Raw genomic sequence first — 24,125 nt, 5'->3', positions numbered from 1 at the left:
CCCTTGACCTCCGTGTCCACCGCCGATCCCCGCGAGCCGCAGACCGGCCCTCCCTCCCAGACCCGGGCAGTGCTCCTGCCCGAGCTGATGCGGCGGGCCGCTGCCCACCTCGCGCCGGTGGTGCCGCTGCTGACCGAGCTCGGCGACCTGTTCGTGGCGCAGGGTCACGAGCTGGCCCTGGTCGGGGGCCCGGTGCGCGATGCGTTCCTCGGCCGCCTCTCGCCGGACCTGGACTTCACGACCAGCGCGACTCCCGACCAGACGCTGGCGATCCTCAAGCCCTGGGCCGACGCCCACTGGGACATCGGACGCGAGTTCGGCACGATCGGCGCGCGTCGCGGCGAGCACACGGTCGAGGTGACGAGCTACCGGGCCGACGCCTACGACGGCCAGACCCGCAAGCCCGTCGTCGCCTTCGGAGACAACCTCGAGGACGACCTCGTGCGGCGCGACTTCACCGTCAACGCGATGGCGATGCGGCTCCCCTCCATGGAGTTCGTCGACCCGTATGCCGGGTTGGCCGACCTCGCGGCGCGGCGCCTGCGCACGCCGGGGCCCCCAGAGGTGTCGTTCGGCGACGACCCCCTGCGGATGATGCGGGCGTGCCGGTTCGCGGCGCAGCTCGGCGTCGACGTCGCCCCCGAGGTGAGCGCGGCCATGACGGCCATGGCGGGATCGATCGGGATCGTGTCGGCCGAGCGGGTCCGCGACGAGCTGACCAAGCTGGTGCTGGCTCCGGCACCCCGCGCGGGACTGCGACTGCTCGTCGAGTCCGGGCTGGGCGACCACGTGCTGCCGGAGCTCCCGGCGCTCAAGCTCGAGATCGACGAACACCACCGCCACAAGGACGTCTACGAGCACTCGCTGACCGTCCTCGACCAGGCGATCGCGCTCGAGGGGGCGCCGGACGGCCCCGAGTCGTCGGTGCCCGGGCCTGACCTGGTGCTGCGACTTGCCGCGCTGCTGCACGACATCGGCAAGCCGGCGACCCGGAGGTTCGAGGCCGGCGGCGGCGTCTCGTTCCACCACCACGAGGTGGTCGGCGCCAAGCTCACCGGCAAGCGGCTCAAGGCCCTGCGCTACGACAAGGACACCGTGAAGGCGGTCTCGCGCCTCGTCGAGCTGCACCTGCGGTTCCACGGCTACGGCGACGGCGCCTGGACCGACTCCGCCGTGCGCCGCTACGTCACGGACGCCGGGCCGCTGCTCCAGCGCCTCCACCGGCTGACCCGCTCCGACTCCACCACCCGCAACGCCCGCAAGGCGGCACGCCTCTCGCAGACCTACGACGCCCTCGAGCTCCGGATCGAGGCGCTGATGGAGGCCGAGGAGCTGGCCAAGGTGCGGCCCGAGCTCGACGGCAACGAGATCGCGGAGGTGCTCGGCATCCGTCCCGGCCCCGTGCTCGGCCGGGCCTACGCCCACCTGCTCGAGGTGCGCCTCGACCGGGGCATGATCGGCCGCGACGCCGCCGAGCAGGAGCTGCGCGACTGGTGGGCGCAGCAGCCGGAGTCGAGCCGGGCCGACTCGAGCCAGCCCCCGTCGAGCTGACCCACCCCGACGTGGTGCGTCCCGGTGGTCACCAGGGCCCGGTTTCGGGGGTTCGGTGACGACCTGCGCGCAACAAGTCCGAGGCGGGACGCGAAAGGGGCACCTCCCGCGTGATGCGGAAGGTGCCCCTCTCGTATGCCGTGTGGCTGGGGCGCTGGGTCAGCGCTCCTCGGTGCCGGCGATGAAGGCCTCGAGCTTGGTGCGGCCCTCGGTGTCCTCGCGCTGCACGGGCGGGGACTTCATGAGGTAGGACGAGGCGCTGATGAGCGCGCCGCCGATGCCACGGTCCTTGGCGATCTTGGCCGCACGGATGGCGTCGATGATGATGCCGGCCGAGTTGGGGGAGTCCCAGACCTCGAGCTTGTACTCGAGGTTGAGCGGCACGTCACCGAAGGCGCGACCCTCGAGGCGCACGTAGGCCCACTTGCGGTCGTCGAGCCACGCGACGTAGTCGGACGGCCCGATGTGGACGTTGCGGCTGTCGGTCAGCCCCGCGAGGGCACCGGTCAGGTTGGACGTCACGGCCTGGGTCTTGGAGACCTTCTTGGACTCGAGGCGCTCGCGCTCCAGCATGTTCTTGAAGTCCATGTTGCCGCCGACGTTGAGCTGGTAGGTGCGGTCCAGCGTCACGCCGCGGTCCTCGAACAGCTTGGCCATCACGCGGTGGGTGATGGTGGCGCCGACCTGGCTCTTGATGTCGTCGCCGATCACCGGCACGCCGGCGGCCTCGAACTTCGCGGCCCACTCGGGGTCGGAGGCGATGAAGACCGGCAGCGCGTTGACGAAGGCCACGCCCGCGTCGATCGCGCACTGTGCGTAGAACTTGTCGGCGACCTCGGAGCCCACCGGGAGGTAGGAGACGAGCACGTCGGCCTTGGTGTCCTTGAGGACCTGGACGATGTCCACCGGCTCGGCGTCGGACTGCTCGATGGTCTGGGCGTAGTACTTGCCGATGCCGTCGTAGGTGTGACCGCGCTGCACGGTGACGCCGGTGGGCGGCACGTCGGCGATGCGGATGGTGTTGTTCTCGGAGTTGCCGATGGCCTCGGAGAGGTCGAAGCCGACCTTCTTGGCGTCCACGTCGAAGGCGGCGACGAACTCGACGTCCTTGACGTGGTAGTCACCGAAGGTGACGTGCATGAGCCCGGGGACGTTGCCAGCCGGGTCGGCGTCCTTGTAGTACTCGACACCCTGCACCAGCGAGCTGGCGCAGTTGCCTACGCCAACGATGGCGACGCGAACGGATCCCATGGGAATACTCCTTCTAGAGGGTTTTGGGGGTGGTGGATTTCGGGGTTCTGCTGGTGGTGCTCTTGGTGGTGACCGAAGCGGGGACGTTGCGCTCGGCGGTGATCAGCTCGTTGAGCCAGCGGACCTCGCGCTCGGCGGAGTCCAGGCCGTGCCGCTCGAGAGCGGTCGTGTAGGTGTCGAAGCGCTCGCGGTTCTTGGCCGCACTGGTGCGGATGTTGTCCAGCCGCTCCTCCAGCCGGCTGCGGCGCCCCTCGAGGATGCGCAGCCGGACCTCGGCCTCGGTGCGGGCGAAGAAGGCCAGGTGGACGTCGAAGGTGTCGTCCTCCCACGCGGTCGGCCCGGCTTCCTTGACCAGCTCCTGGAAGTGCTCCTTGCCGTCCGCGGTGAGCTCGTACACGATGCGGGCGCGCCTGGACCCGGAGGTGGCCGCGTGCTGAGTGCCAACCGCCTCGGCGATGAGGCCCTGGTCGAGCAGCCCGCGCAGGCAGGGGTAGAGCGTGCCGTAGGACAGGGCGCGGAAGACGCCGAGCGCCGCGTTGAGGCGCTTGCGCAGCTCGTAGCCGTGCATGGGGCTCTCGTGCAGGAGGCCGAGAACGGCGAACTCGAGGAGCTCGGAACGACGGCTCATGACTGGTCAGCACCTCCCTTCGCGATCGGCGGACGGAACTCGCCCGTGGGTGTCCTCGTGGCTTCGACGACTGGGTAAGCGTACACCAGATATATCGAGCCGATATATCTGGTGAACCCAGCCCGAACAGCCGGCCAGCCGGCATACCGGGGACACCGAATGCACGATTCAGAAGTCCGCCAGTCATACTGAGGGCCACTTGACTGCGCGCAAGGGCGGCCCGAGGGTCGGTGCCTGCGCCAGCTGTATGCCGATCGGGAAGGTCACATGAGTACCCCACGTCCGAAGACGCGAGCCCAGGCCAAGGCGGGGCAGACCCGCCGAGCCAAGGCAGCCAAGACGGCCCGGCCCAAGGGCGGCGCCGGCAGGCGGTGGGCGAAGTGGCTCGGCCTCACGGCGCTGGCAGGGTTCCTGCTCCTCGCGATCGGCTTCTTCGTCGCCTACTCGATGATCGACGCCCCCAAGCCGAACGACCTGGCCGCTGCGCAGGCATCGATCATCTACTACGCCGACGGCAAGACCGAGATCGACCGGATCAGTGAGGTCAACCGCGAGTCCGTGCCGTTGAAGCAGGTGCCCAAGGCCGTGCAGGAGGCCCACCTGGCTGCGGAGGACCGCAACTTCTACCAGAACTCCGGGATCAGCCCGACCGGCATCCTCCGGGGTGCCTGGACGACCCTGTCCGGCGGCACCGCCCAGAGCGGGTCGACGATCACGCAGCAGTACGTCAAGAACTACTTCCTGACCCAGGACCAGACGCTGTCGCGCAAGGGCCGGGAGATCATCATCTCCATCAAGATCGCCAAGCAGCAGTCCAAGGACACGATCCTCGAGAACTACCTCAACACGATCTACTACGGTCGCGGGGCGTTCGGCATCCAGACGGCGTCGAAGGCCTACTTCAACAAGGACGTGTCCAAGCTGACGCCGTCCGAGGGCGCCCTGCTGGCGTCGGTCGTCAAGGGACCGTCGTTCTTCGACCCCGGTCTCGGGGAGTCCCAGAAGGCCAACGCCGAGGCCCGGTGGAAGTACGTGATGGACGGCATGGTGACCAAGGGCTGGCTGACGCCTGAGGCGCGGGCCGAGGCGACGTTCCCGACCAAGTCCCTGGTGAAGTACCAGCCGAACCGCAATGCCGCCGGACCGAACGGGTTCATCACCGACGCGGTCAAGCGCGAGCTCAAGGCCAAGCTCAAGCTCACCGACACCGACATCGACAAGGGTGGCTACCGGATCGTCACCACGATCGACCAGAAGGCGCAGAAGGCCGCCGTCGACGCGGTCAAGGCCCGGATGCCCAAGGGCAAGGGCACGTCGTCGTTGCGGGTCGGCCTGACCTCGATCAAGCCCGGGGACGGCTCCGTGGTCGCGATGTACGGCGGTGCGGACTACCAGAAGGAACAGTTCAACACCGCTACCCAGGCCAGCATGCAGGCCGGGTCGACGTTCAAGATCTTCGCCCTGCTGGCGGCCCTGTCCCAGGACCAGCCGATCAGCACCAAGACCAAGTTCGAGGGCCGCAGCCCGCAGTACTTCAAGGAGTTCGAGGACTCCGCGGCGAAGACCGACTTCCTGCGCCGCGGCGGCGTCCGCAACTTCGGGCCCGGCTCGGGTGAGCAGTTCGGCAACATCGACCTGCGGACGGCCACCGGCCACTCGGTCAACACCGTCTACGCGCAGCTCAACATCAAGGTCGGGCCCAAGGCCACCCGTGACGCAGCGGTCGCAGCGGGTCTGCCGGAGAAGGGGCTCGGGACCAACTACGCCAACGTCCTCGGCACGTCGCACGTCACGGTGACGGACATGGCCAACGCCTACGCGACGATCGCGAGCCAGGGCACCAGGGTGACGCCGTACTACATCCGCTCCGTGAAGGGTGGACCCGGCGACCTCAACTACAAGGCCAAGCCGGTCAAGAAGGCGGCCTTCGACAAGGACGTCACGGCCGACACGGTCGACGCCATGGAGCAGGTGGTCAAGGACGGCACCGCCGTGTACGCCCAGAACCTCGGGCGGCCCGTCGCAGGCAAGACAGGCACCACGACCGACAACAAGGCGGCTTGGTTCGACGGGTTCACCCCGCAGCTGGCCACCGCGGTGGGCATCTACAGCACCGGCCCCAAGGGCGAGGAGCTGTCGATGAACAACATCCCCGGCGTCGGGGAGCTCACCGGTGCGACCGTGCCGCTGCACATCTGGACCGACTTCATGACCGCGGCGCTCAAGGGCCAGAAGGTCGTCGACTTCCCCAAGCGCGCCGGCCTCGGTGACGACAAGGTCTACACCCCGCCGCCGACGACGACGTCCACCACGACGACCACGACTACCACGACCACGACGACCACCACGACGACGCCCACCCCGACCAAGACCAAGGGCACGGGCAAGCCGACGACCACGGTCCCGCCGCCGACGACGATCACGCTCGGCGCCGGCGGACCACCCCCGACGACACAGTGACCCGGCCGCACGACCCGGCGCCGCACGTCTCCTCGACGTCGGACCTCCTGCCCGGTGGTGCGCTGGCGGTCGCCGGCGGGCCACTGGGCCGGCACGTCTCGGCCCGGGCGGTCTCGTGGGTCGCCACGGTCGTGCCGTTGCTCGTCGCGACGGCTGCGACCATGTCGCTGTCGGTGGCGGAGCGTGCCCACTGCATCCAGAAGGGCTGGACCGGCTCGGACCAGTTCTGGCACGCCTGCTTCTCCGACCTGCCGGCGCTCTACCAGCTGGGCAACCTCGACGACGGCCTGGCGTCCTACCTCGCTGGTGACGGTGCGCGGGCCGACCACCCGGTGCTCACGGGCTCGGTGATGGCCTGGGTGGGAGGTCTGGTGCCGGACGGGTCGTTCCTCGACCAGACCCGGTGGTACTTCGCCCTGTGGGCCCTGCTCGGCACCGGCCTCGCCATCGCCATCGTCTACCTCACCGCCGCCTCGCGTCCGCGGCACTCCGTGAACGCCGCGCAGGTCGCGCTCAGCCCCGTGCTGCTGCTCACGGCGATGCTGTCGCCCGACCTGTTCGGGGTCGCCCTCGCCAGCGCCGGCATCTGGGCCTGGAGCCGGCGACGCCCCGCGCTGGCCGGTGCCCTCCTGGGCCTGGCAGTCGCCGCCCGGACCTACCCCGTCCTGATCCTGCTGGCCCTCGTGGTCCTCGGGCTGCGCACCGGCCGCCTCGAGGCGGTCGGTCGGACGCTGGCCGCCGCAGCCGGGGCCGTGGGTGTGGTCCTGCTGCCGTTCCTGGTCGCGAACCCCGGCGCCATCGTGGTGTCGTACGAGAAGTGGTGGGACAGCCCCGCCGGTCTGGGCTCCTTGTGGATGGTGCCCGACCTGGTCGGTCACCCCCTCCCCGCCGGAGTCAGCACCCTGCTCACGGTGGTGGGGCTGGTGCTGGCCGCGTTGACGGGCGCGATGTTCGCGCTGAGCACCCGACGTCGGCCCACCCTGGCCGAGGTCGCATTCGTCCTGGTCGCCCTCGCCCTCCTGGCCGGCAAGACCTTCCCCGTGCAGTCCTCCCTCTGGCTGCTGCCGCTGGTGGCGCTGTGCGGGCTCCGCTGGCGGGACCACCTGCTGTGGGCAGGGGCCGAGGCTCTCCACTTCGTCGCCGTGTGGCTCTATGTCGGCGGCCTGTCCAAGCCCGACCGGGGCCTCCCGGCCGGTTGGTATGCCGTGACCCTCACCCTCCGCGTCCTCGCCGTCGGCTACCTCGTGTGGCGGGTCTGGTACACCGCCGCGCAACGCGCGGAGGCCCCGGAGGTCTCTTCCTCCGAGGAGCTGCGGGGCCAGGACACGGGGGACCTTCCCAAGGACGACTCCCGGGACTTCGACCAGGCCGACGACTCCGACGCAGTGGTCGACGAGCTGGCCGGCGACTTCACGGACGCCCCCGACCAGCTGCTCGTCCGCCTCGCCTGAGGGGCGCCCGCCCGGAATCGGGGCCTGTGGACAACGATTCGGTCGATGTCCCTGTGTCCCGGTACTCTGTTCCAGGTTCCCCGGCGGCGCACCTCGACGGTGCTTCGCAGGGGATCGCACTGCAACCCTCCTGTCACGGAGAGACCGTGACCGCCATAGACCAAAGGAGGCGGGTTATCAGCATGCGTCAGTACGAACTCATGGTCATCCTCGACCCCGAGCTCGACGACCGGACCGTCGCGCCGTCGCTCGACAAGTTCCTCACCGTCGTGACCAAGGACAAGGGCACCGTCGACAACATCGACATCTGGGGCCGCCGTCGCTTGGCGTTCGAGATCAAGAAGAAGGCCGAGGGCATCTACGCCGTCGTCAACTTCACCGCAGAGCCGGCCACGGCCAAGGAGCTGGACCGCCAGCTCGGCCTCAACGAGTCGGTCATGCGCACCAAGCTCCTGCGCCCCGGCGCCTGAGCTGCACCCGATCTGTTTCTGAACACTGAGCCGGCTCTGAAGAGCTTGCTCGACCAGACCTGACCCAAACGAACAGGGGACCTGCTCCATGGCTGGCGACACCATCATCACCGTCATCGGCAACATCACCGGCGACCCTGAGCTGCGCTTCACCCCCTCGGGTGCTGCCGTCGCGAACTTCACCGTGGCCTCCACGCCGCGGCAGTTCGACCGGCAGTCCAACGAGTGGAAGGACGGCGAAACGCTGTTCATGCGCTGCTCGGTGTGGCGTGACGCGGCGGAGAACGTCGCCGAGTCGCTGCAGCGCGGCACTCGCGTGCTCGTCACCGGTCGCCTGAAGTCTCGCTCGTACGACACCAAAGAGGGCGAGAAGCGCACCGTCATGGAGCTCGAGGTCGACGAGGTCGGCCCGTCCCTGCGCTACGCCACTGCGAAGGTCAACAAGACCCAGCGCGGCGGAGCGGGTGGTGGCGGCTTCTCCGGTGGTGGCCAGGGTGGCTCGCAGGAGGACCCGTGGGCGACCGGCCCGTCCGGTGGCCAGCAGTCCGCTCCGCAGTCGGCACCCCAGGGTGGCGGCCAGCAGGGTGGCGGGTGGGGCGGCGGCGCGCCGTCCTACGACGAGCCCCCGTTCTGATCGGTCACAGGCACAGATCACTCGGTATGCCGGGTGGTGAGCCTCCGCAGGGAAGCCGGCCACGCGGCATACCCACCGTTTGAACAGCATCATCCAGAAGACGTGAAACACACCATCCCTGGGAGACCAGGGCTCATCCGCTGAGACTCTCAGCAGAAGGAGAGCACCACGATGGCCAAGCCCGTTGTGCGCAAGCCCAAGAAGAAGGCCAACCCGCTGAAGGCGGCGAAGGTCGAGAACATCGACTACAAGGACACTGCGCTGCTGCGCAAGTTCATCTCCGACCGCGGCAAGATCCGCGCGCGTCGGGTGACCGGTGTGTCCGTCCAGGAGCAGCGACTCATTGCCACCGCGGTCAAGAACGCCCGCGAGATGGCGCTGCTGCCCTACTCGAGTTCGTCCCGCTGAGCTCGGGCGCTAGGAGGATCTGAACCATGAAGGTGATTCTGACCCACGAGGTCTCCAGCCTCGGGACCGCCGGTGACGTCGTCGACGTCAAGGACGGCTACGCCCGCAACTTCCTGTTCCGCCGTGGCCTGGCCACCGCGTGGACCAAGGGCGGGCAGAAGCAGGTCGACTCGATCAACAAGGGCCGCGAGGTCCGGGCGATCAACTCCCTCGAGGAGGCCAAGTCGATCAAGGGCAACCTCGAGGCCAAGGCCGTCAAGGTCGTGGCCCACGCTGGTGGCTCCGGTCGCCTGTTCGGTGCCATCTCGACCGCCGACATCGCTGCCGCCGTGAAGGCGGCCGGTGGCCCGGAGCTCGACAAGCGCAAGATCGAGGTCACGACCCCGATCAAGTCCGTCGGCAGCCACGAGGCGCTCATCCGCCTGCACCCCGAGGTGCAGGCCAAGGTGACGCTCGACGTCGTCGCCGGCTGACCCAGCCGCTGCACGAAGGCCCGGTTCCCGCTGCACAGCGGGGCCGGGCCTTCGTCACGCCCGGCACTCTTTCGGGGTCCGTTCGGGCGCGGGTGGCCCCGTGCGAGAGTTCGGGGCATGGGACAGAATCGGGCGCATGACACCACGCGTGGCGATCGCGGCGACCGGACCGGCGTCTGCTGAGGCCGGCCTCGCGGCGGCCGCTGCCGGCGGCAACGCCGTCGACGCCGCCATCGCGGCGATGGTCTCCGCGATGACCACCGAGCCGGGCATCGTCTCGGCCGCGGGCGGCGCCTTCGTCAGTGTCTGGCCCGCCGGCGGGGACCCCGAGGTGATCGACGGCAACGTCGAGATGCCCGGTCGTGGGCTGGACTCCTCGCAGTTCGGGACGGGGCTTCGCGAGGTCACCACCTCCTACGGCGGCGGCCTCACCCTGTATGCCGGTCACGGCTCGGTCGCGACCCCCGGCGCGTTCGCAGCCCTGGGCGTGGCGCACGACCGTCATGGTGCGGCGACGTGGCGGGACGTCCTGGATCCCAGCATCGTGGCGGCCCGGACCGGCTATGCCATCGGTGGCGCCGCGGCGAGCTACCTCGCCATCACCGGGGAGCTGGTCTTCGGGTGGGACGAGCACACCAGGCCCTTGGTGAGGGGCGACGACGGAGAGATCGTCATCGCCGGTCAGCAGGCGACCAACCCCGACCTCGCCGACACCCTCGAGCAGATCGCCACCGAGGGAGCCCGCTCCCTCTACACCGGCGACCTGGCCGCCCGCATCGCTGCGGACAGTGACGCGCGCGGTGGCCTCATCACCGCCGCTGACCTCGCGGCCTACCGGGCGGTGGTCCGCACGCCGTTGCGTCTCACCCTCGGGGAGTGGGACCTGGCCCTCAACCCGCCTCCCTCGGTGGGTGGGCCGATGCTCGCCGTGATGCTGCGTGAGCTCGCGACCGGCGGCTGGGACTGGTCGCGCATCATCGAGATCCAGCGGCGGGTGCTGTCCTACCGCCACCAGGTGCACGACCTGTCGACCGATCTCGAGGAGGACGGCTACGCCCTGCTGGAGTCGGTCGACCGCAACGGGCTGGCCAGCCTGCCGACCTCCTCCTCGACGGCCCACGTCTCGGCGGTCGACAGCGAGGGCACGCTCTGCGCGATCACCGCATCGAGCGGATACGGTTCCGGCGCAACGGTTCCCGGCACAGGACTCATGCTCAACAACTGTCTGGGCGAGCCCGAGCTGAACAGGCTCGGGCTGCACGCGCTGGCTCCCGGCACCCGCCTCGCCTCCAACATGTCCCCGTCCGTGGCGCGTTCGCGGTCCGGCGGGGCGCTCGCGATCGGCAGCCCTGGCGCCGACCGGATCACGACAGCCCTGATGCAGGTGCTCGGTCGCTACTGCCTCGAGGGCCTCCCGATGCAGGAGGCGATCGACGCGACGCGGGTGCACGTGCGGATCCTGGACGACGGGACGACGCGGGTCGATCACGAGGACGACGACGCAGTGTCTGCTGCGGTGGAGAGCCTGGGGTTGCCGTCGTTCTCGCACGGCCCGAGGTCGATGTTCTTCGGTGGTGTCGGTGCGGCCCGGCGACTGGCCGACGGCACGCTCGACGCCGCCGGCGACTCCCGCCGCGAGGCCGCGACCCGCGTCGCCTGACCCCGCCCGCCCGCCCGGCCCGGCGACCCGCCCGGCCTCATGACGACTTGTTGCGCGCAGATCGTCACCGGGCCCCGAACTGGCCTTCTGTGACCACCCGCCGGCAACAAGTCGGCGAGGCCGTGGACTTGTTGCGCGCAGATCGTCACCGGGCCCCCGAACTGGCCTTCGGTGACCACCAGCCGGCAACAAGTCGCCGAGGCCGTGGACTTGTTGCGCGCAGATCGTCACCGGACCCCCGAACTGGCCTTCGGTGACCACCAGCCGGCAACAAGTCGGCGCTCCGCGCGAGGGGTCAGCGGGCTGCGCCGGTCACGGCCCAGGCGTCGCCGCGGATCCGCCACCAGAAGAAGCACGCGCGGATCGCCATGAACGCCGTGAAGACGACCCAGAGGACGACGACCGCTCGCGGCGCACCGTGGGCCAGCAGCTCGTCACCGGTGGCGTGCACCCAGAGGGCGACGGGCAGGTAGAGCACCAGCGTCGCCGCCATGGCCTTGGCGAGCCAGCGACCGTCACCCGCACCGATCAGCACCCCGTCCACCACGAAGACGTAGCCGGCCAGGGGCTGCCCGAGGGCCACCACGATGAGGGCGGCGGCCAACGCCGACCGCACGGCGGGGTCGGTGGTGAAGAGCGCGGGCAGCAACGAGTGCACCGCCAGGACGACCAGCCCCAGGAGTGCTCCTCCCCAGATGCCCCACCGGATCATCGTGGTGGTTGCGGCGCGTGCCGCAGCTACGTCACCGGCGCCGAGCGCCTTGCCCGTGATCGCCTGCGCAGCGATGGCGAGGGCGTCGAGGGCGAACGCCAGGAAGCTCCACACCGTCGCCGCCACCTGGTGCGAGGCCAGCGGCACGTCACCGAGGCCGGCGGCGACCCAGGTGGTGACCAACAGGATCGCGCGAAGCGCCAGCGTTCGCACGAGCAGAGGTATGCCGGTCAGCGCGGCGCGCAGGACGCGGCCCGGATGCGCGTGCAGAGTGGCGCCTGCCCGGCGCGCGTGGCGCACCAGGACGGTCACGAGTCCGATCGCCATGCCGGTCTGCGCGATCACGGTGCCCCACGCGGATCCGGCTATGCCCCAACCGAATCCGTAGACGAAGAGGAGGTTGAGAACCACGTTGGAGGAGAATCCGGCGACCGAGGCCACCAGCGGTGTCCGGGTGTCCTGAAGCCCGCGAAGCACCCCCGTGGCGGCCAACGCCACGAGCATCGCGGGGATGCCGAGGGCCGAGATGCGAAGGTACGTCGCGGCATACCCGATGGCGTCCTCGGACGCGCCGAAGACCCGGCAGAGCGGTTCGGCGGCGAAGGCGACGGCGATGGAGGTCGCTGCCCCCAGCCCGACCGCGAGCCAGGTGCCGTCGATGCCTGCTTCCAGGGCGCCGCGCTCGCTGCCGGCGCCGATCTGGCGCGACACGATCGAGGTGGTGCCGTAAGCGAGGAAGACGAAGATGTTGGCCGCGGTGATGAGGGTGGCACTCGCGACTCCGAGGCCGGCGAGCTGGGCGGTGCCGAGGTGGCCGATGATCGCCGAGTCGGCCAGCAGGAACAGGGGTTCGGCGACGAGGGCGAGGAACGCGGGGACCGCGAGGCGCAGGATGTCGCGGCTCTGCGCCGACCTCGCACCGACCTGCCCTCTGCTCACCGCGCCACGCTAACGGTTGGCCGGAGACCTGTTCGGTGGTGGTCGCCCAGCGGTCGCCCAGCGGTCGCGCAGCCCGGCGACGTAGGACTCGACGTCGGCAGCCATGTCCACCTGGTCGGGGGCGACCAGCCATTGCAGCTGGAGCCCGTCCATGAGGGCGACGAACTGCCGGGCGATGGCCGGCGCTGGCAGCCCCGGCTCGGCACTTCCGTCGGCCACGGCGTCGGTCAGGGCGCGGGTGAGTGAGTCGACGGCACTCGCGTGGTGCCGCCGCAGCCAGTCGTGTCCCGGGTGCGCCGGGTCGACCGCTTCGCCGGCCAGGCTGGTGAAGAGTCGGACCATCGCCTCGCGACGGGCGTTGAGCCGCACCAGCTCCACCATGTCGTCGAGCACCTCCCAGCCGCGGGCGGGTGCCTCGCGTCGGGCGGACAGGCTCGCGAGGTCGCGCAGGTCGCGCTGCTCGAGCACCGCCGCGAGCAGGTCCTCCTTGGAGGCGAAGTGGTGCAGCAGGCCGGTCTGGCTCAAGCCCGACGCGGTGGCGATGGCGGTCATCGGCGTCGCGTGGAAACCGCGCTCGGCGAAGAGCTCGGTGGCTGCCTCGACGATTCGTTCACGGGTGTCGCCGGTGCCGGCCGCACCCCTGGGCCGGCCGCGCCCCCGTCGTGCGGTGCTCACGACCGTTGTGCGGGACGGTGGTGCGGGAAGGTCACGACCGTCAGGCCAGGGGGAGCCGAGTGCGGATGTCGCCCAGACCGCGGGCGACCAGGAGCTCGCCTCCGGTGAGGGGGGCGCCCCACTCGCCGGCCGCCGTGTCCCACCGGCGCCACAGCCTCGCGTCCGTGGCGATCTCCACCTCGACGCGCTCACCCGCTGCCACCGTGGCCGAACCCCAGCCGACGAGCCGGACCGGCTGGTCGGGGTCGGCGGGCTGGAAGTACGCCTGCACGACCTCGCGAGACTGTCGTTCGCTGGTGTTTCGCACCGTGACACGCACGCCTGCTTCGGTGAGCTCGGCGGACTCGTAGTCCCACGACCCGTACCCGTCACCAGCGCCGAGCCAGTGTGCGGGGGCGTCCGCGTGACCGGCGTGGAAGCCGCGATAGCCGACGAACAGCCCGTCCGTGTAGTCGAGCTGCAGGTCGGTCGGCTCGACGTCCCACGCCGGGGCCGCGCCGTCCGCTGCCGGCCAGGACGTCACCAGTCGGCCGGCGGGCTCCCGCAGCCCGAGGAGGGCATCGGCCACCGCGTGTCCACCCTCCTGCCCCGGCAGCCCGACCACGATGACGGCGTCGACGTCACCGGCCCACGGCATCAGCACAGGGGTGGCGGCGTTGACGACGACGACCGTGCGGGGGGCCGCGGCGGCCACCGCTGACACCAGCCGGTCCTGGTCGCCAGGCAGGACGAGGGTGGACTTGTCGGTGCCCTCGGTCTCCTGCTCCGGGGTGAGCCCGACCACGACCATGGCCACCTCTGCGCTGCGCGCGGCCTCGACCGCCGCCTCGATGACGTCATCCGCCGGGGGCGGCACCGGGCCGGCCACGAGCGACTTGACGCCCATGCCCGAGGCCAGCACGTGCGACAGCGTGCTCAGCTTGCCGTCGGGGCCGGGTTGGGGTTCGGACCGCACGATGGTGAGGACGGCCTCGACGAGCGAGCCCGGCTCCGCGTCGACCTCGGTCGTCCAGCGCGGAGGCTTGAACATTCCCTCGCCCGGGTCGGCGCCACTGGCGGCGAGGTCTCCTCCACCGAGCTCCACACCGTCGAGGCTGACCGTCCACCGACCCGTGCCGAGAACCCCTAGCCGCACGTGGCCGCCCTCGACCAGCCGGGCGCGCAGCCGCAGCTGCTCGGTCGGGCGGGGCAGGGTCTCGTCCCAGCCCGTCGTCACGTCAGCGCCGCCCACGTGCTCGGAGAGCATGACCACACCGTCCGCGTCGACGTGCTCGACCTGCATGCCGGGTGCGCCGGTCTCGGGGTCGCTGATCACCGTGGCCGAGGCGGGGAGGGGCCGTTCCCGGACCTCGACACCGTCCGCCACTGTCAGCCGGTCGCCGATCGCGGCACGCAGACCTTCCTCGATGGACACCTGGTAGGGCGGGTTGACCTGGGCCGAGCCGCCACCCATGCAGACGGTCTCCACGGCGTGCCGCCCGATGAGGGCGACCGTGCCGGAGCCCGAACCCGAGAGCGGCAGGACCCCGCCCTCGTTGCGCAGGACGACCATGCCGTCGGTGGCCAGTCGGCGCAGCTGCTCGCGGCGCGCGAGTGCATCGGGTGCCGGCGAGTCCGTCGGCCACGCCCGGTGACCTTCCGGACCACCCAGGGCGCCGACCCGCTCCGCGAGCCGGAGCAGCCGGCATACGTGCTCGTCGATGACGGACTCGGGCACGGCGCCCGACTCGACGTCGGCCACGAGCGCCTCGCCCCATGGCCCGTCAGGGCCGGGCATGACGAGGTCGAGGCCACCGAGCGCCGCCGGGGCGGAGGTCTTGGTCGCGAACCAGTCGCTCATGAGCAGGCCGTCCCAGCCCCATTCGCCCTTCACGACCTCGTTGTTGACGTGGTCCTGCTCGGTGGCCGCGGCTCCGTTGATGTCGTTGTAGGCCGCCATGATCGACCAGGGCTGCGACTCCTCGACAGCGATCTCGAACGGCAGGAGGTAGACCTCGCGCAGCGCCTCCTCGCTCACGACCGAGTTCATGTAGTTGCGCAGCGTCTCGGACTCGTTGGCCACGAGGTGCTTGAGGCAGGCACCGATTCCCTTGCCCTGCAAGCCCTTAACGTATGCCGCGGCGAGACGACCGGTGAGCAGCGGGTCCTCGGAGTAGGCCTCGAAGAGCCGGCCCCCAAGGGGGGACCGGTGCAGGTTGATGGTCGGCCCGAGGACGACGTGGATCTGCTGCCGCTCGGCTTCCTCGGCCAGCATCTCTCCGACCTCGTGGGCGGTGTCCTCGTCCCAGGCGCTCGCGAGGAGGGTGGCGTTGGGGAAGAGCGCCACGTGGTCGCCGCCGGTGAACTTGAGGCCACGGACGCCGGTGGGGCCGTCGGAGAAGGCCATCGGCGCGAGCCCGATCGAGTCCTCGCCGTGGAGGGTGAAGGAGGTGGCGCCGGTGAGCAGGCGCACCTTGGTGTCAAGGTCGAGGGTGGCGACGAGGGCGCTGAAGTCGGTGGAGGTCACGGCTCCCAGTGCAGCGGAGCATGGGCAGCCAGTAAATAGTTACCGCTAACTATTTCGCGGACTGAGACACCGGGGCGGAGGCGGTTGGCATGATGGCGTCGTGTCCACGATCGTCTTCCTCCACGCCCACCCCGACGACGAGGCGTCCCAGACCGCCGGCGCGATGGCCCGTGCCGTCGCGGAGGGCAACCGCGTCGTCACCGTCTTCGCCACCAATGGCGACCACGGCGAGCTCCCGTCCGGCGGCCTCCCCGAGGGCGAGACCCTGGTCCACTGGCGTCGTCGCGAGGCCCAGGCCAGCGCGGATGCCCTGGGGGTCCAACGGATCGCGTGGCTGGGCTACCGCGACTCGGGCATGACCGGCTGGGCGCAGAACTCGGACGAGGGCGCCTTCACCGGTGCCGATCTCGACGAGGCGGCGACAAGGCTCGCGGCGATCCTCGATGAGGAGGATGCCGACGTCCTGGTGGGCTACGACTGGCACGGCGGCTACGGCCACCCCGACCACGTCAAGGTCCACGCCGTGGTCCACCGCGCAGCCGAGCTGGCCGCCCGTCGCCCTCGACTGCTCGAGTCGACGATGAACCGGGACGCCGTGCGCGGGGTCTTCCAGGCGGCGGTGGCAGCCGGTGCCGGGGACAAGGCGTTCGACCCCGACAGCCCCATGGACGACGGCAACCCGCTCGGCACGCCCGAGGCCGAGATCACCTGGCAGGTCGACGTGGGCGACTACCTCGAGCAGCGTCGCGCCTCCCTCGAGGCGCACCGGAGCCAGGCGAGTGACATCGAGGGGATGCTCTCGATGCCCCCGGACTTTTTCGCGATCTTCTTCGGGCGCGAGCACTACCTCGAGCCCGGCCTCGACCGTGCCCAGCACCCAGGGATGCAGGTGGGCTGGCCGTTCGGTGACTGACGCCGCCCGGGCAGCCGCGCCGCTCGGTCCTGTCGCCCTGCTCCGCCTTCCCCAGGTCGCGCGGCTGTTGTTCTCCGCCGTGGTCGGGCGACTGCCCAATGGCATGGTCCCGCTCGCCCTGGTGCTCTTCGCCCGCGACACCGGCAGCGGCTACGGCCGGGCCGGTCTGCTCACCGCGGCATACTCCCTCGGGTGTTGCCTGGGTGGGCCTGCCCTCTCGCGCGTGATGGACCTGCGTGGACAGCGCGCCGCGCTGGTGCTGGGTGGGCTGGTCTCGTCGTTCGCGCTCGCGGTGCTCCCGTGGGTGCCGTCCGGAGGCGCGCTGTTCGTGGCGCTGGTCGCCGGGCTGGCGACGCCACCGCTCGAGCCGGCCCTGCGCACCCTGTGGCCATCCGTGCTGTCGCCGCGCCAGGTGCCGTCGGCGTTTGCGCTCGACGCGGCGGCCCAGGAGCTGATCTTCGTGATCGGTCCGCTGGTCGTCCTGGTCGCCCAGCTGGGTGGCAGCGGTGGCGGGCTGGTGGCGGCCGCTGCCATCGGGTTGGCCGGCACTGCCTGGTTCGTCGCGTCGCGCGCCTCAGGTGCGTGGGTGCCGCCGGTGCACGAGGACAGGCACTGGCTCGGACCGCTGCGTTCGCGCCGGCTGTGCGTGCTGTATGCCTCGGTTGCGCTCGTGGGACTGACCATCGGGGTGCCGGCCGTCGCGCTGGTTGCCTATGCCGAGTCGACCGGCGACCGCGGGCTGGCACCTTGGCTCGTGGCCGCCAACGCCCTCGGAGCCCTCGTCGGCGGGGTCGCCTACAGCCCGCGCGCGCCTCACCGCGATCCGCGCCGTGACCTGCTGCTGGGGCTGGGACTGGTCGCGCTGACGTATGCCGCGCTGGCCTGGGTGCCGTCGAACGCCCTGGTGATGGGTCTGCTCGCCGTCGCCAGCGGGGTCGGCCTGCCGGTGGTCCTCACGTGCGTCTTCCAGCTGGTCGACCGGCTGGCCCCGGTCGGCACAACCACCGAGGCGTTCGCGTGGCTGATCTCCGCGTTCCTGGTGGGTTCGTCGCTGGGTGCCGCCGCCGCAGGCTCGCTGTCGGACGCAGGGCGGATCGGCGCAGCCTTCCTCGTGGCCGCGGGGTCCGCGCTGGCCGCCCTGGCAGTGGCGCGGGTCGTCGTCCGTCCGGCCCACCCCGTCAGAGGTGCTTGAGGGCCTCGCGCCGGCTCAGTCCGCTCAACCTGTCGCCGTACTCCGCAACGGTCGCCCGTACCCAGTCCGGGTCGGTCCGCGCGTGCTGGCGCAGTGCCCATCCGATAGCCTTCCGGATCCAGAAGCTGGTGTCCGCGAGGTTGGGCTCGATGGCCTCACGCAGCAGCGCGAGGTCGGTCTGCTCCTTGAACGTCAGCTGGCTGATGATGGCGGTCCGGCGCAGCCACTGGTCGTCGTCCGTCGCCCACCCGCGCATCACGGGTGTCATGGTCGCCTTGTGGGACAACAGGATCGGCCCGATGCGGTTGCTCGCGACCTCGTCGACGTGGTCCCACCAGGCGCCAGTCACAAGGAGGTGGCGGTAGAGCGGGACCACGTCCGGGTCCTGCCAATCGCGGTAGGCGCGGTGTCCCGTGAGCGCTGTCGCGGCATACCGCTCCTCGCGGTGGGTGGCACCGTCCCAGAGCTCGCGCACCGCGCTGTCCCATTCACCGCGCCCCTCGATCCGGTATGCCGGGTCGGCCAGGATCGGTCGCAGCAGCGCCTTGAGCTCGGGGGAGGTCAGGCCGCGATAGGGCATCGACGACTTCATGTAAGCCTGCTGGCTCACCGCACGCTCGGGGTCGCCCGCCCCGGCGAGGGCGGTCCGGACGGCGTCGACGACGGGGTGGGTCACGCAGGCAGCATCCCAGCCTGCTCCGACAGCGGCAGGGACTGCGCCCAGGCATCGCGCGGGGATCGCAGCGATCAGGTGCCGGTGGCAAGGGCCTCGTCGCGTCGCGCCACGAGCAGGGCCCGGGTGGACCCGAGCAGGGCCCCGGGCAGGCCGGTCGGCCGCAACCGCGGCGCGCCCGGTGGTGCCACGACCAGGTCGGCGCCCGGCGCCAGCCGATCGAGCAGGGCCGCCCCGCGCCCGGCAGCGGACGGTGCGACGCCCAGTCGCGGCCACAGGTCGCGCGCCAGCAGCTGACCCGTCGGCCCGATCAGTGCGTTGGCCTGGGCGGCTGCCCACACGAGTGCCCCCATCGCGGAGTCGTCACGGGTGCTGCGCAACAGCATGCCGGGGTCGGCGGTCAGCGCTGCGGCGAGCAGGTGACGCAGAGCGGCCACCAGCTCCTCGAGCCCGAACGCCTCGACAGCCAGGCGGTCGCACTCGGCACTGATCCAGCGCGCCCTGACCAGCAGGTCGACGGGCAGTTCAGGCAGGTCGAGAGGTCGTGTGACGAGTGGGCGGTCGTCGAGGTCGAGCAAGGCGCGACGACCCCCGACGAGGCAGTCCAGCCACCGCAGCTCGCGGTCGAGGTGGTCGGTCGCCATCGTCAGCGCCGGGCGGCGACGCCGCGCCGAGGGCTCCCACCGGCCGTCGCTGCCGTCCTCCACCCAGTGGTCGGCGGGCAGCCCGTCGACGAGGACCAGGTGGGTGATACGGGCCCGACGACCCAGGGTCTGTGCGCGCGCGTCGCGGGCTGTGGTGGCTGCCTCGGCTTCCGCCTCGTCCGTCCACCGGGTCGACCAGTCCGAAGGGTCGTTCAGCGGCGCCCCGGCCGCAGCGGGCGGCGTGCGGTGGCTCGGCGAAGGTGGTGGCGACGTCATGTCCCCACGATGACAGCGACAGCGGGACCACCCGGCAGATATCCACAGCCCGCCCCGCGGGGCTCACGGCGCGAGGCTCAGGCAGCGTGGCTCAGGCGGCGCCGTAGCGCGCCTGCGCGCGGGCCCTGGCCTTGGCCGCCTCGGTCTCACGGTCCTTCGGCGGCGCCGTCGTGGTGAGGTGCTCGAGCAGGTGCTGGGTCGCGTGCGCGACCTCGGCGACGGCCTCGTCGAAGGCGGCCTGGTTGGCGGCGCTGGGCTTGGTGCTGCCGCTGACCTTGCGGACGTACTGGAGCGCCGCGGCGCGGACCTCGTCGGAGGTGGCGGCGGGCTCGAAGTTGTGCAGCTGGCGGATGTTTCGGCACATGCGGTCAGGCTACGTCGGGGCGGCCGAGTGTGTCGCGCGTCATGTGGACGAGCCACAGCGTGGACACGCCCGAAAATTTCCTGGGTCCACACCCGGTGGATCACGAACCTGCAGGTCAGCGGCGGGTTGTGCGACCAGGCGTCGCGAAATCCACAGGGTTATCCCCCGACTGTGCACAAGCAAGTCGGGCGTTGCGCACACCTTGTCCCCACCCTGTCCACAGGGCTGGTTTGAGGTGCGGGGCGGGCGGCCATACGTTGTGCCGGGTCACATGGTTCTGGTGTCGCAGACGCGAGATGTCGGTGGGCACTGGTGTACTCGAATCACACCGGTGGAAGTCGCCGCCAGTGGGCGTCGGATGTGGTGCCGTGGAGTGCGGTGACCTTTGAAATGCATGGCGGATGCGGTGCACGTCGAATGAAGTGACAGGGGAGTTGCGCGGGTGTCTCTTGCGGAGTTGAGCACGAGTGCGTTCGGCACCGGCGGTGACGGACCGCCGCCGAGCGACGAGCGCGTTCCCCCTCAGGACCTGCATGCCGAGCAGTCCGTCCTCGGCGGCATGCTGCTGTCCAAGGACGCGATCGCCGACTGCGTCGAGGGGCTGCGCGGCACCGACTTCTACCGACCCGCTCACGAGCTGATCTACGACGCGATCCTCGACCTCTACGGGCGGGGTGAGCCGGCCGACGCGATCACCGTGTCGGACGAGCTGTCCAAGCGCGGTGACCTGCAGCGGATCGGCGGCCAGGCCTACCTGCACACCCTCATCCAGGCTGTCCCGACGGCTGCGAACGCGGGCTACTACGCCGAGATCGTCAGTGAGCGGGCGGTGCTGCGCCGCCTCGTCGAGGCCGGCACCCGCATCGTGCAGCTCGGCTACCAGCAGGGCAACGGCGACGTCGAGGACATCGTCAACGCCGCCCAGGCCGAGGTCTACGCGGTGGCCGACAAGCGCGGCGGTGAGGACTACCACGCGCTCGGTGACATCCTCGAGGAGACGCTCAACGAGATCGAGGTGGCCGCGGGGCGCGACGCCAGCGAGATGCTCGGCGTGCCGACCGGCTTCATCGAGCTCGACGAGCTCACCCACGGCCTGCACCCTGGCCAGATGATCGTCCTCGCTGCCCGGCCGGCCGTCGGAAAGTCGACGATGGGCCTGGACATCGCCCGGTCGGCTGCCATCAAGCACAAGATGGCGACCGCCGTCTTCTCGCTCGAGATGAGCCGGTCAGAGATCACCATGCGTGTGCTCTCGGCCGAGGCGCAGATCCAGCTGCAGGACCTGCGCAAGGGCACGATCGGTGATGCGGGCTGGAAAAAGCTCGCGCGCATCATGGGTCAGATCTCGGATTCGCCCTTGTTCATCGACGATTCGCCGAACATGTCACTGATGGAGATCCGGGCCAAGTGCCGCCGGCTCAAACAGCAGCACAACCTCAAGCTGGTCGTGATCGACTACCTCCAGCTGATGAGCTCGGGCAAGAAGGTCGAGTCGCGCCAGCAGGAGGTGTCGGAGTTCTCGCGTGCGCTCAAGCTGCTCGCCAAGGAGCTCGAGGTGCCGGTGATCGCGATCAGCCAGCTGAACCGTGGTCCCGAGCAGCGCACCGACAAGCGCCCGCAGATGTCCGACCTGAGAGAAAGTGGATCGATCGAGCAAGACGCGGACATGGTGATCCTGCTCCACCGCGACAAGGCCGACCCGGGCCGCGAGGGTGAGGCCGACGTGATCGTGGCCAAGCACCGTAACGGTCCGACCAAGGACATCGTGCTGGCCTTCCAGGGCCACTACTCGCGCTTCGCTAACATGGCCCGCGACGGCTTCTGACCGGCCCACCCCGCCGGGGGCGTCAGACCCAGATCGCTGCGGGTATGCCGTCGGAGAAGGTCTCGGGCGGCTCCGGGAGCGAACGTGCGAGTCCGGTCGTGCGACGGGCCGCCGTCCACGCGGCGGCACACGCGTCGAGGACGTCGTCCGCGGCATACCCGTCGCCCTTGAGCACTGACGGTGACGCGATGCCCGCGGAGGCAAGGGCCGCCAGCCGGGCCGAGCGTCCCTCGTCGGTCTTCTTCGCGGCGATCAGCGGTGCGCCGGCCATGACGGCGAAGCTCAGCTCAGGGTGCACCTCGAAGACGGCCACGGTCGGTCGGCTGCGCACCCAGGCGTCGACTTCGAGGATCTTGTCGCGCAACCCGAAGGCGTGGGCGCCCACTCCCTGACCGGACCTGGTGCGGTTGACCGCGTCCGCGGCTTCCCGCGAACCCTGCTCGTAGGCCGCCCGGGTCAGCGTGGTGAAGACCGAGGAAGCCTTGCCCTTCAACGCTTTTCGCGCCAGGACGTCCGCCTGACGGGTGCTGTCGTCGGGAAGGCCGATGGGGATGTCGATCGCCACCGCCTGGAGGTCGAGGGTCTGGCGCACCATCTCCACCAGCGCGGCGATGGTGGCCGCGACGGCGATGCGCGGCCGCGGCGCGCCGGGCTCGAGGATGGCGCCCACCCAGCCGGCCTTGCACGCGTCGACGCCGAGCACGGGCACGGTCACCTCCACGCGCGGCGCCGGCGTCGGCCCGCCGGGTGGCTTCGTCTCCGGATCGGTAGGCCGCGTGGCGAGGTCGCCCACCTCCACCCCGAGCGCGTCGCCGAGGCGTCGCAGCGTGGTCGCGATCGCCGCCACTGCCTCCGCCACTGCCTCCGCCACCTCTCCGCTCGCGGCGGGCTCGACCGCCGTGAACCTCGCCGCTGCGGCCGCAGGTGCATCGAGCCTCGTGGCCAGGGCGGCCGCCTGCTTGGACAGCTCGAGGGACAGGTCGTGCGCGCTCGCCTCGCCCGCCATGTCTGCTCACCGCCGTTCGGTCGTGTCTGCCGTGCGCCGTGCGCCGTGCGCCAGCGTGCCACGACTCGCGCCGAACCTTCGATCAGGGTGTGCCGGAGTCGGCCCGAGCGCGGGATGGCACAGTGCAAGGTATGCCGCCGACCGAGTCCCAGCCGAACTCCCCCCCGCTCGCTGCGGAGGCCTCGCTCGCTGCCGAGGCCTCGTTCGACGTCGAGGCTCTGCGCGGCCAGTTCCCCGCGCTGCGGGGAGGAGCGGCGCACTTCGACGGACCAGGTGGCTCGCAGACCCCGCAGGCGGTGGCCGATGCCATTGCCCGCCAGCTGACCTCCCCCATCTCGACCAGGGGCGCAGTCACCCACGCGGAGCGCAACTCCGACGCTGCGGTGCGCGATGCCCGGACCGCGGTGGGGGACCTGCTTGGCGCGGACCCGACTGCAGTGGTCTTCGGCCGCAGCATGACGGCGCTCACCTTCGAGATGGCGCGGACCCTGTCCCGCGGCTGGGGTCCGGGTGACGAGGTGGTCGTCAGTCGGCTCGACCACGACGCGAACATCCGCCCGTGGGTACTGGCCGCCGAGGCGGTCGGTGCGACGGTGCGCTGGGCAGAGTTCGACCCGGGCACCGGTGACCTCGATCCTGCGGCCTTCGCCGAGGTGGTCGGCGACCGGACCCGGCTCGTCGCCGTCACTGCCGCGTCCAACCTGATCGGAACCAGGCCCGCCCTTCCGGAGATCGCCGACATCGCCCATGGCGCTGGAGCCCTGCTCTACGTGGACGCCGTGCACCTGGCCCCCCACGGGCTGATCGACCGGGCGGCCATGGGCGCCGACTTCGTGGCCTGCTCGCCCTACAAGTTCTTCGGCCCGCACTGCGGCGCCCTGGCGTCGACCCCGGAACTGCTGGAGACGCTTCACCCCGACAAGCTCCTGCCCTCCTCCGACGCCGTTCCCGAGCGGTTCGAGCTCGGGACGCTGCCTTACGAACTGTTGGCCGGAGTGACTGCGGCCGTCGACGTGCTGGCGGGGATCGTGCCCGGTGACGGCAGTCGGCGCGAGCGGCTCGCCGGCTCGATGGCAGCTGTGAGCCGGCACGAGCTGGGCCTGCGCGAACGTCTGGAGACCGAGGTGTCGGCGCTCCCCGGCGCGACCCTGCACTCGCGGGCTGACCACCGCACCCCGACCATCCTCGTGACGTTCGAGGGCCAGGACAGCACGGCGCTGTCCCGCCACCTGTCCGATCGGGGAGTCAACGCCCCTGCCGGGAACTTCTACGCGGTCGAGGCGTCCCGGGTCCTGGGGCTCGGGGACGCCGGCGGTCTCCGCCTGGGCGTCGCGTCCTACACGACGGACGAGGACGTCGACCGGCTGGTGACGGGTCTGCAGGCGTACCCCTTCTGAGGAACTCGGCTCTCGAT

Annotated in this window: 21 protein-coding genes; 12 read left to right on the top strand and 9 right to left on the bottom strand. The window is 70.8% G+C overall.

Annotated features, from left to right (window positions below):
- Positions 1-87 precede the first annotated feature (87 nt).
- Positions 88-1,551 carry a CCA tRNA nucleotidyltransferase gene (locus AC1DWP_RS09405; protein ID WP_477614612.1) on the top strand — a complete coding sequence of 488 codons (1,464 nt, stop codon included), beginning with the start codon at positions 88-90 and terminating at the stop codon, positions 1,549-1,551.
- A gap of 159 nt (positions 1,552-1,710) precedes the next feature.
- On the opposite strand, the gene AC1DWP_RS09400 is transcribed toward AC1DWP_RS09405, so the two are convergent.
- Complete coding sequence (locus AC1DWP_RS09400; protein ID WP_477614200.1) at positions 1,711-2,802, bottom strand: inositol-3-phosphate synthase; 1,092 nt, start codon at positions 2,800-2,802, stop codon at positions 1,711-1,713.
- A 13-nt stretch (positions 2,803-2,815) separates the two neighbouring features.
- On the bottom strand, positions 2,816-3,430 hold the full coding sequence (locus AC1DWP_RS09395; RefSeq protein WP_477614199.1) for a PadR family transcriptional regulator: 615 nt from the start codon (positions 3,428-3,430) through the stop codon (positions 2,816-2,818).
- A gap of 267 nt (positions 3,431-3,697) precedes the next feature.
- On the opposite strand from AC1DWP_RS09395, the gene AC1DWP_RS09390 reads away from it, so the two are divergent.
- The 7 genes from AC1DWP_RS09390 (at position 3,698) to AC1DWP_RS09360 (ending at position 10,986) form a co-directional block, all read left to right on the top strand.
- Complete coding sequence (locus AC1DWP_RS09390; RefSeq protein ID WP_477614198.1) at positions 3,698-5,890, top strand: transglycosylase domain-containing protein; 2,193 nt, start codon at positions 3,698-3,700, stop codon at positions 5,888-5,890.
- Entirely contained in the window at positions 5,887-7,341 is a 1,455-nt protein-coding gene (locus tag AC1DWP_RS09385; RefSeq protein ID WP_477614197.1) for a glycosyltransferase 87 family protein, read from the top strand. The genes AC1DWP_RS09390 and AC1DWP_RS09385 overlap by 4 nt, the downstream gene beginning before the upstream one ends.
- Before the next feature lie 182 nt (positions 7,342-7,523).
- Positions 7,524-7,811, top strand: a complete 288-nt coding sequence (gene rpsF / locus AC1DWP_RS09380) for a 30S ribosomal protein S6 (protein ID WP_056921396.1) — start codon at positions 7,524-7,526, stop codon at positions 7,809-7,811.
- Between the two features lie 88 nt (positions 7,812-7,899).
- Positions 7,900-8,445, top strand: coding sequence for a single-stranded DNA-binding protein (locus AC1DWP_RS09375; RefSeq protein WP_477614196.1), 546 nt, complete (start codon positions 7,900-7,902; stop codon positions 8,443-8,445).
- 171 nt (positions 8,446-8,616) lie between these two features.
- A complete protein-coding gene (gene rpsR / locus AC1DWP_RS09370; protein ID WP_056884210.1) occupies positions 8,617-8,853 on the top strand; it encodes a 30S ribosomal protein S18 in 237 nt (78 codons plus the stop codon).
- Between the two features lie 26 nt (positions 8,854-8,879).
- Positions 8,880-9,326, top strand: coding sequence for a 50S ribosomal protein L9 (gene rplI / locus AC1DWP_RS09365; RefSeq protein ID WP_477614195.1), 447 nt, complete (start codon positions 8,880-8,882; stop codon positions 9,324-9,326).
- Between the two features lie 136 nt (positions 9,327-9,462).
- Positions 9,463-10,986, top strand: coding sequence for a gamma-glutamyltransferase (locus AC1DWP_RS09360; protein WP_477614194.1), 1,524 nt, complete (start codon positions 9,463-9,465; stop codon positions 10,984-10,986).
- 295 nt (positions 10,987-11,281) lie between these two features.
- On the opposite strand, the gene AC1DWP_RS09355 is transcribed toward AC1DWP_RS09360, so the two are convergent.
- Genes AC1DWP_RS09355 through AC1DWP_RS09345 form a run of 3 tightly spaced genes read right to left on the bottom strand, consistent with a single transcriptional unit; the run spans position 11,282 to position 15,818 of the window.
- On the bottom strand, positions 11,282-12,637 hold the full coding sequence (locus AC1DWP_RS09355) for an MATE family efflux transporter (protein WP_477614193.1): 1,356 nt from the start codon (positions 12,635-12,637) through the stop codon (positions 11,282-11,284).
- 9 nt (positions 12,638-12,646) lie between these two features.
- The gene (locus AC1DWP_RS09350) at positions 12,647-13,312 is read right to left on the bottom strand and encodes a TetR/AcrR family transcriptional regulator (RefSeq protein WP_477614192.1); all 666 of its coding nucleotides are present in this window, start codon (positions 13,310-13,312) and stop codon (positions 12,647-12,649) included.
- Positions 13,313-13,352: 40 nt separating this feature from the next.
- Complete coding sequence (locus tag AC1DWP_RS09345) at positions 13,353-15,818, bottom strand: glycoside hydrolase family 3 protein (protein ID WP_477614191.1); 2,466 nt, start codon at positions 15,816-15,818, stop codon at positions 13,353-13,355.
- Between the two features lie 100 nt (positions 15,819-15,918).
- Here AC1DWP_RS09345 and AC1DWP_RS09340 point away from each other — a divergent pair, with 100 nt between their 5' ends.
- Both AC1DWP_RS09340 and AC1DWP_RS09335 read left to right on the top strand, forming a co-directional pair.
- Positions 15,919-16,731 (top strand): PIG-L deacetylase family protein, encoded by an 813-nt coding sequence (locus AC1DWP_RS09340; RefSeq protein ID WP_477614190.1) that lies wholly within the window; start codon positions 15,919-15,921, stop codon positions 16,729-16,731.
- Positions 16,724-17,923: an MFS transporter gene (locus AC1DWP_RS09335; RefSeq protein WP_477614189.1), complete on the top strand. Its 1,200-nt coding sequence runs from the start codon at positions 16,724-16,726 to the stop codon at positions 17,921-17,923. The genes AC1DWP_RS09340 and AC1DWP_RS09335 overlap by 8 nt, the downstream gene beginning before the upstream one ends.
- On the opposite strand, the gene AC1DWP_RS09330 is transcribed toward AC1DWP_RS09335, so the two are convergent.
- From AC1DWP_RS09330 to AC1DWP_RS09320, 3 genes are all read right to left on the bottom strand, one after another.
- Entirely contained in the window at positions 17,910-18,599 is a 690-nt protein-coding gene (locus AC1DWP_RS09330) for a DNA alkylation repair protein (RefSeq protein WP_477614188.1), read from the bottom strand. The two genes, AC1DWP_RS09335 and AC1DWP_RS09330, sit on opposite strands and share 14 nt — an antisense overlap.
- 71 nt (positions 18,600-18,670) lie before the next feature.
- Entirely contained in the window at positions 18,671-19,516 is an 846-nt protein-coding gene (locus tag AC1DWP_RS09325; protein WP_477614187.1) for a hypothetical protein, read from the bottom strand.
- Between the two features lie 91 nt (positions 19,517-19,607).
- The gene (locus tag AC1DWP_RS09320; protein ID WP_477614186.1) at positions 19,608-19,880 is read right to left on the bottom strand and encodes a DUF2277 domain-containing protein; all 273 of its coding nucleotides are present in this window, start codon (positions 19,878-19,880) and stop codon (positions 19,608-19,610) included.
- A gap of 457 nt (positions 19,881-20,337) precedes the next feature.
- Here AC1DWP_RS09320 and dnaB point away from each other — a divergent pair, with 457 nt between their 5' ends.
- Complete coding sequence (gene dnaB, locus AC1DWP_RS09315; protein WP_477614185.1) at positions 20,338-21,705, top strand: replicative DNA helicase; 1,368 nt, start codon at positions 20,338-20,340, stop codon at positions 21,703-21,705.
- A gap of 22 nt (positions 21,706-21,727) precedes the next feature.
- Here dnaB and AC1DWP_RS09310 read toward each other — a convergent pair whose 3' ends face one another.
- On the bottom strand, positions 21,728-22,711 hold the full coding sequence (locus tag AC1DWP_RS09310; protein WP_477614184.1) for a DUF429 domain-containing protein: 984 nt from the start codon (positions 22,709-22,711) through the stop codon (positions 21,728-21,730).
- 131 nt (positions 22,712-22,842) lie between these two features.
- On the opposite strand from AC1DWP_RS09310, the gene AC1DWP_RS09305 reads away from it, so the two are divergent.
- Complete coding sequence (locus AC1DWP_RS09305; RefSeq protein WP_477614183.1) at positions 22,843-24,108, top strand: cysteine desulfurase-like protein; 1,266 nt, start codon at positions 22,843-22,845, stop codon at positions 24,106-24,108.
- Positions 24,109-24,125: the final 17 nt, after the last annotated feature.

This window comes from Pedococcus sp. P2_F6, assembly GCF_056403675.1.
Note: the sequence above shows the minus strand (reverse complement) of the source record. Positions and strands in the feature narration are given on the sequence as shown.

What these genes read in the sequence shown, in the direction of transcription:
- AC1DWP_RS09405 (WP_477614612.1), top strand. Translation starts at nt 88, where the DNA reads ATGCGGCGGGCCGCTGCCCACCTCGCGCCGGTGGTGCCGCTGCTGACC.
- AC1DWP_RS09400 (WP_477614200.1), bottom strand. Translation starts at nt 2,802, where the DNA reads ATGGGATCCGTTCGCGTCGCCATCGTTGGCGTAGGCAACTGCGCCAGC.
- AC1DWP_RS09395 (WP_477614199.1), bottom strand. Translation starts at nt 3,430, where the DNA reads ATGAGCCGTCGTTCCGAGCTCCTCGAGTTCGCCGTTCTCGGCCTCCTG.
- AC1DWP_RS09390 (WP_477614198.1), top strand. Translation starts at nt 3,698, where the DNA reads ATGAGTACCCCACGTCCGAAGACGCGAGCCCAGGCCAAGGCGGGGCAG.
- rpsF (WP_056921396.1), top strand. Translation starts at nt 7,524, where the DNA reads ATGCGTCAGTACGAACTCATGGTCATCCTCGACCCCGAGCTCGACGAC.
- AC1DWP_RS09375 (WP_477614196.1), top strand. Translation starts at nt 7,900, where the DNA reads ATGGCTGGCGACACCATCATCACCGTCATCGGCAACATCACCGGCGAC.
- rpsR (WP_056884210.1), top strand. Translation starts at nt 8,617, where the DNA reads ATGGCCAAGCCCGTTGTGCGCAAGCCCAAGAAGAAGGCCAACCCGCTG.
- rplI (WP_477614195.1), top strand. Translation starts at nt 8,880, where the DNA reads ATGAAGGTGATTCTGACCCACGAGGTCTCCAGCCTCGGGACCGCCGGT.
- AC1DWP_RS09360 (WP_477614194.1), top strand. Translation starts at nt 9,463, where the DNA reads ATGACACCACGCGTGGCGATCGCGGCGACCGGACCGGCGTCTGCTGAG.
- AC1DWP_RS09325 (WP_477614187.1), bottom strand. Translation starts at nt 19,516, where the DNA reads ATGACGTCGCCACCACCTTCGCCGAGCCACCGCACGCCGCCCGCTGCG.
- AC1DWP_RS09320 (WP_477614186.1), bottom strand. Translation starts at nt 19,880, where the DNA reads ATGTGCCGAAACATCCGCCAGCTGCACAACTTCGAGCCCGCCGCCACC.
- AC1DWP_RS09310 (WP_477614184.1), bottom strand. Translation starts at nt 22,711, where the DNA reads ATGGCGGGCGAGGCGAGCGCGCACGACCTGTCCCTCGAGCTGTCCAAG.
- AC1DWP_RS09305 (WP_477614183.1), top strand. Translation starts at nt 22,843, where the DNA reads ATGCCGCCGACCGAGTCCCAGCCGAACTCCCCCCCGCTCGCTGCGGAG.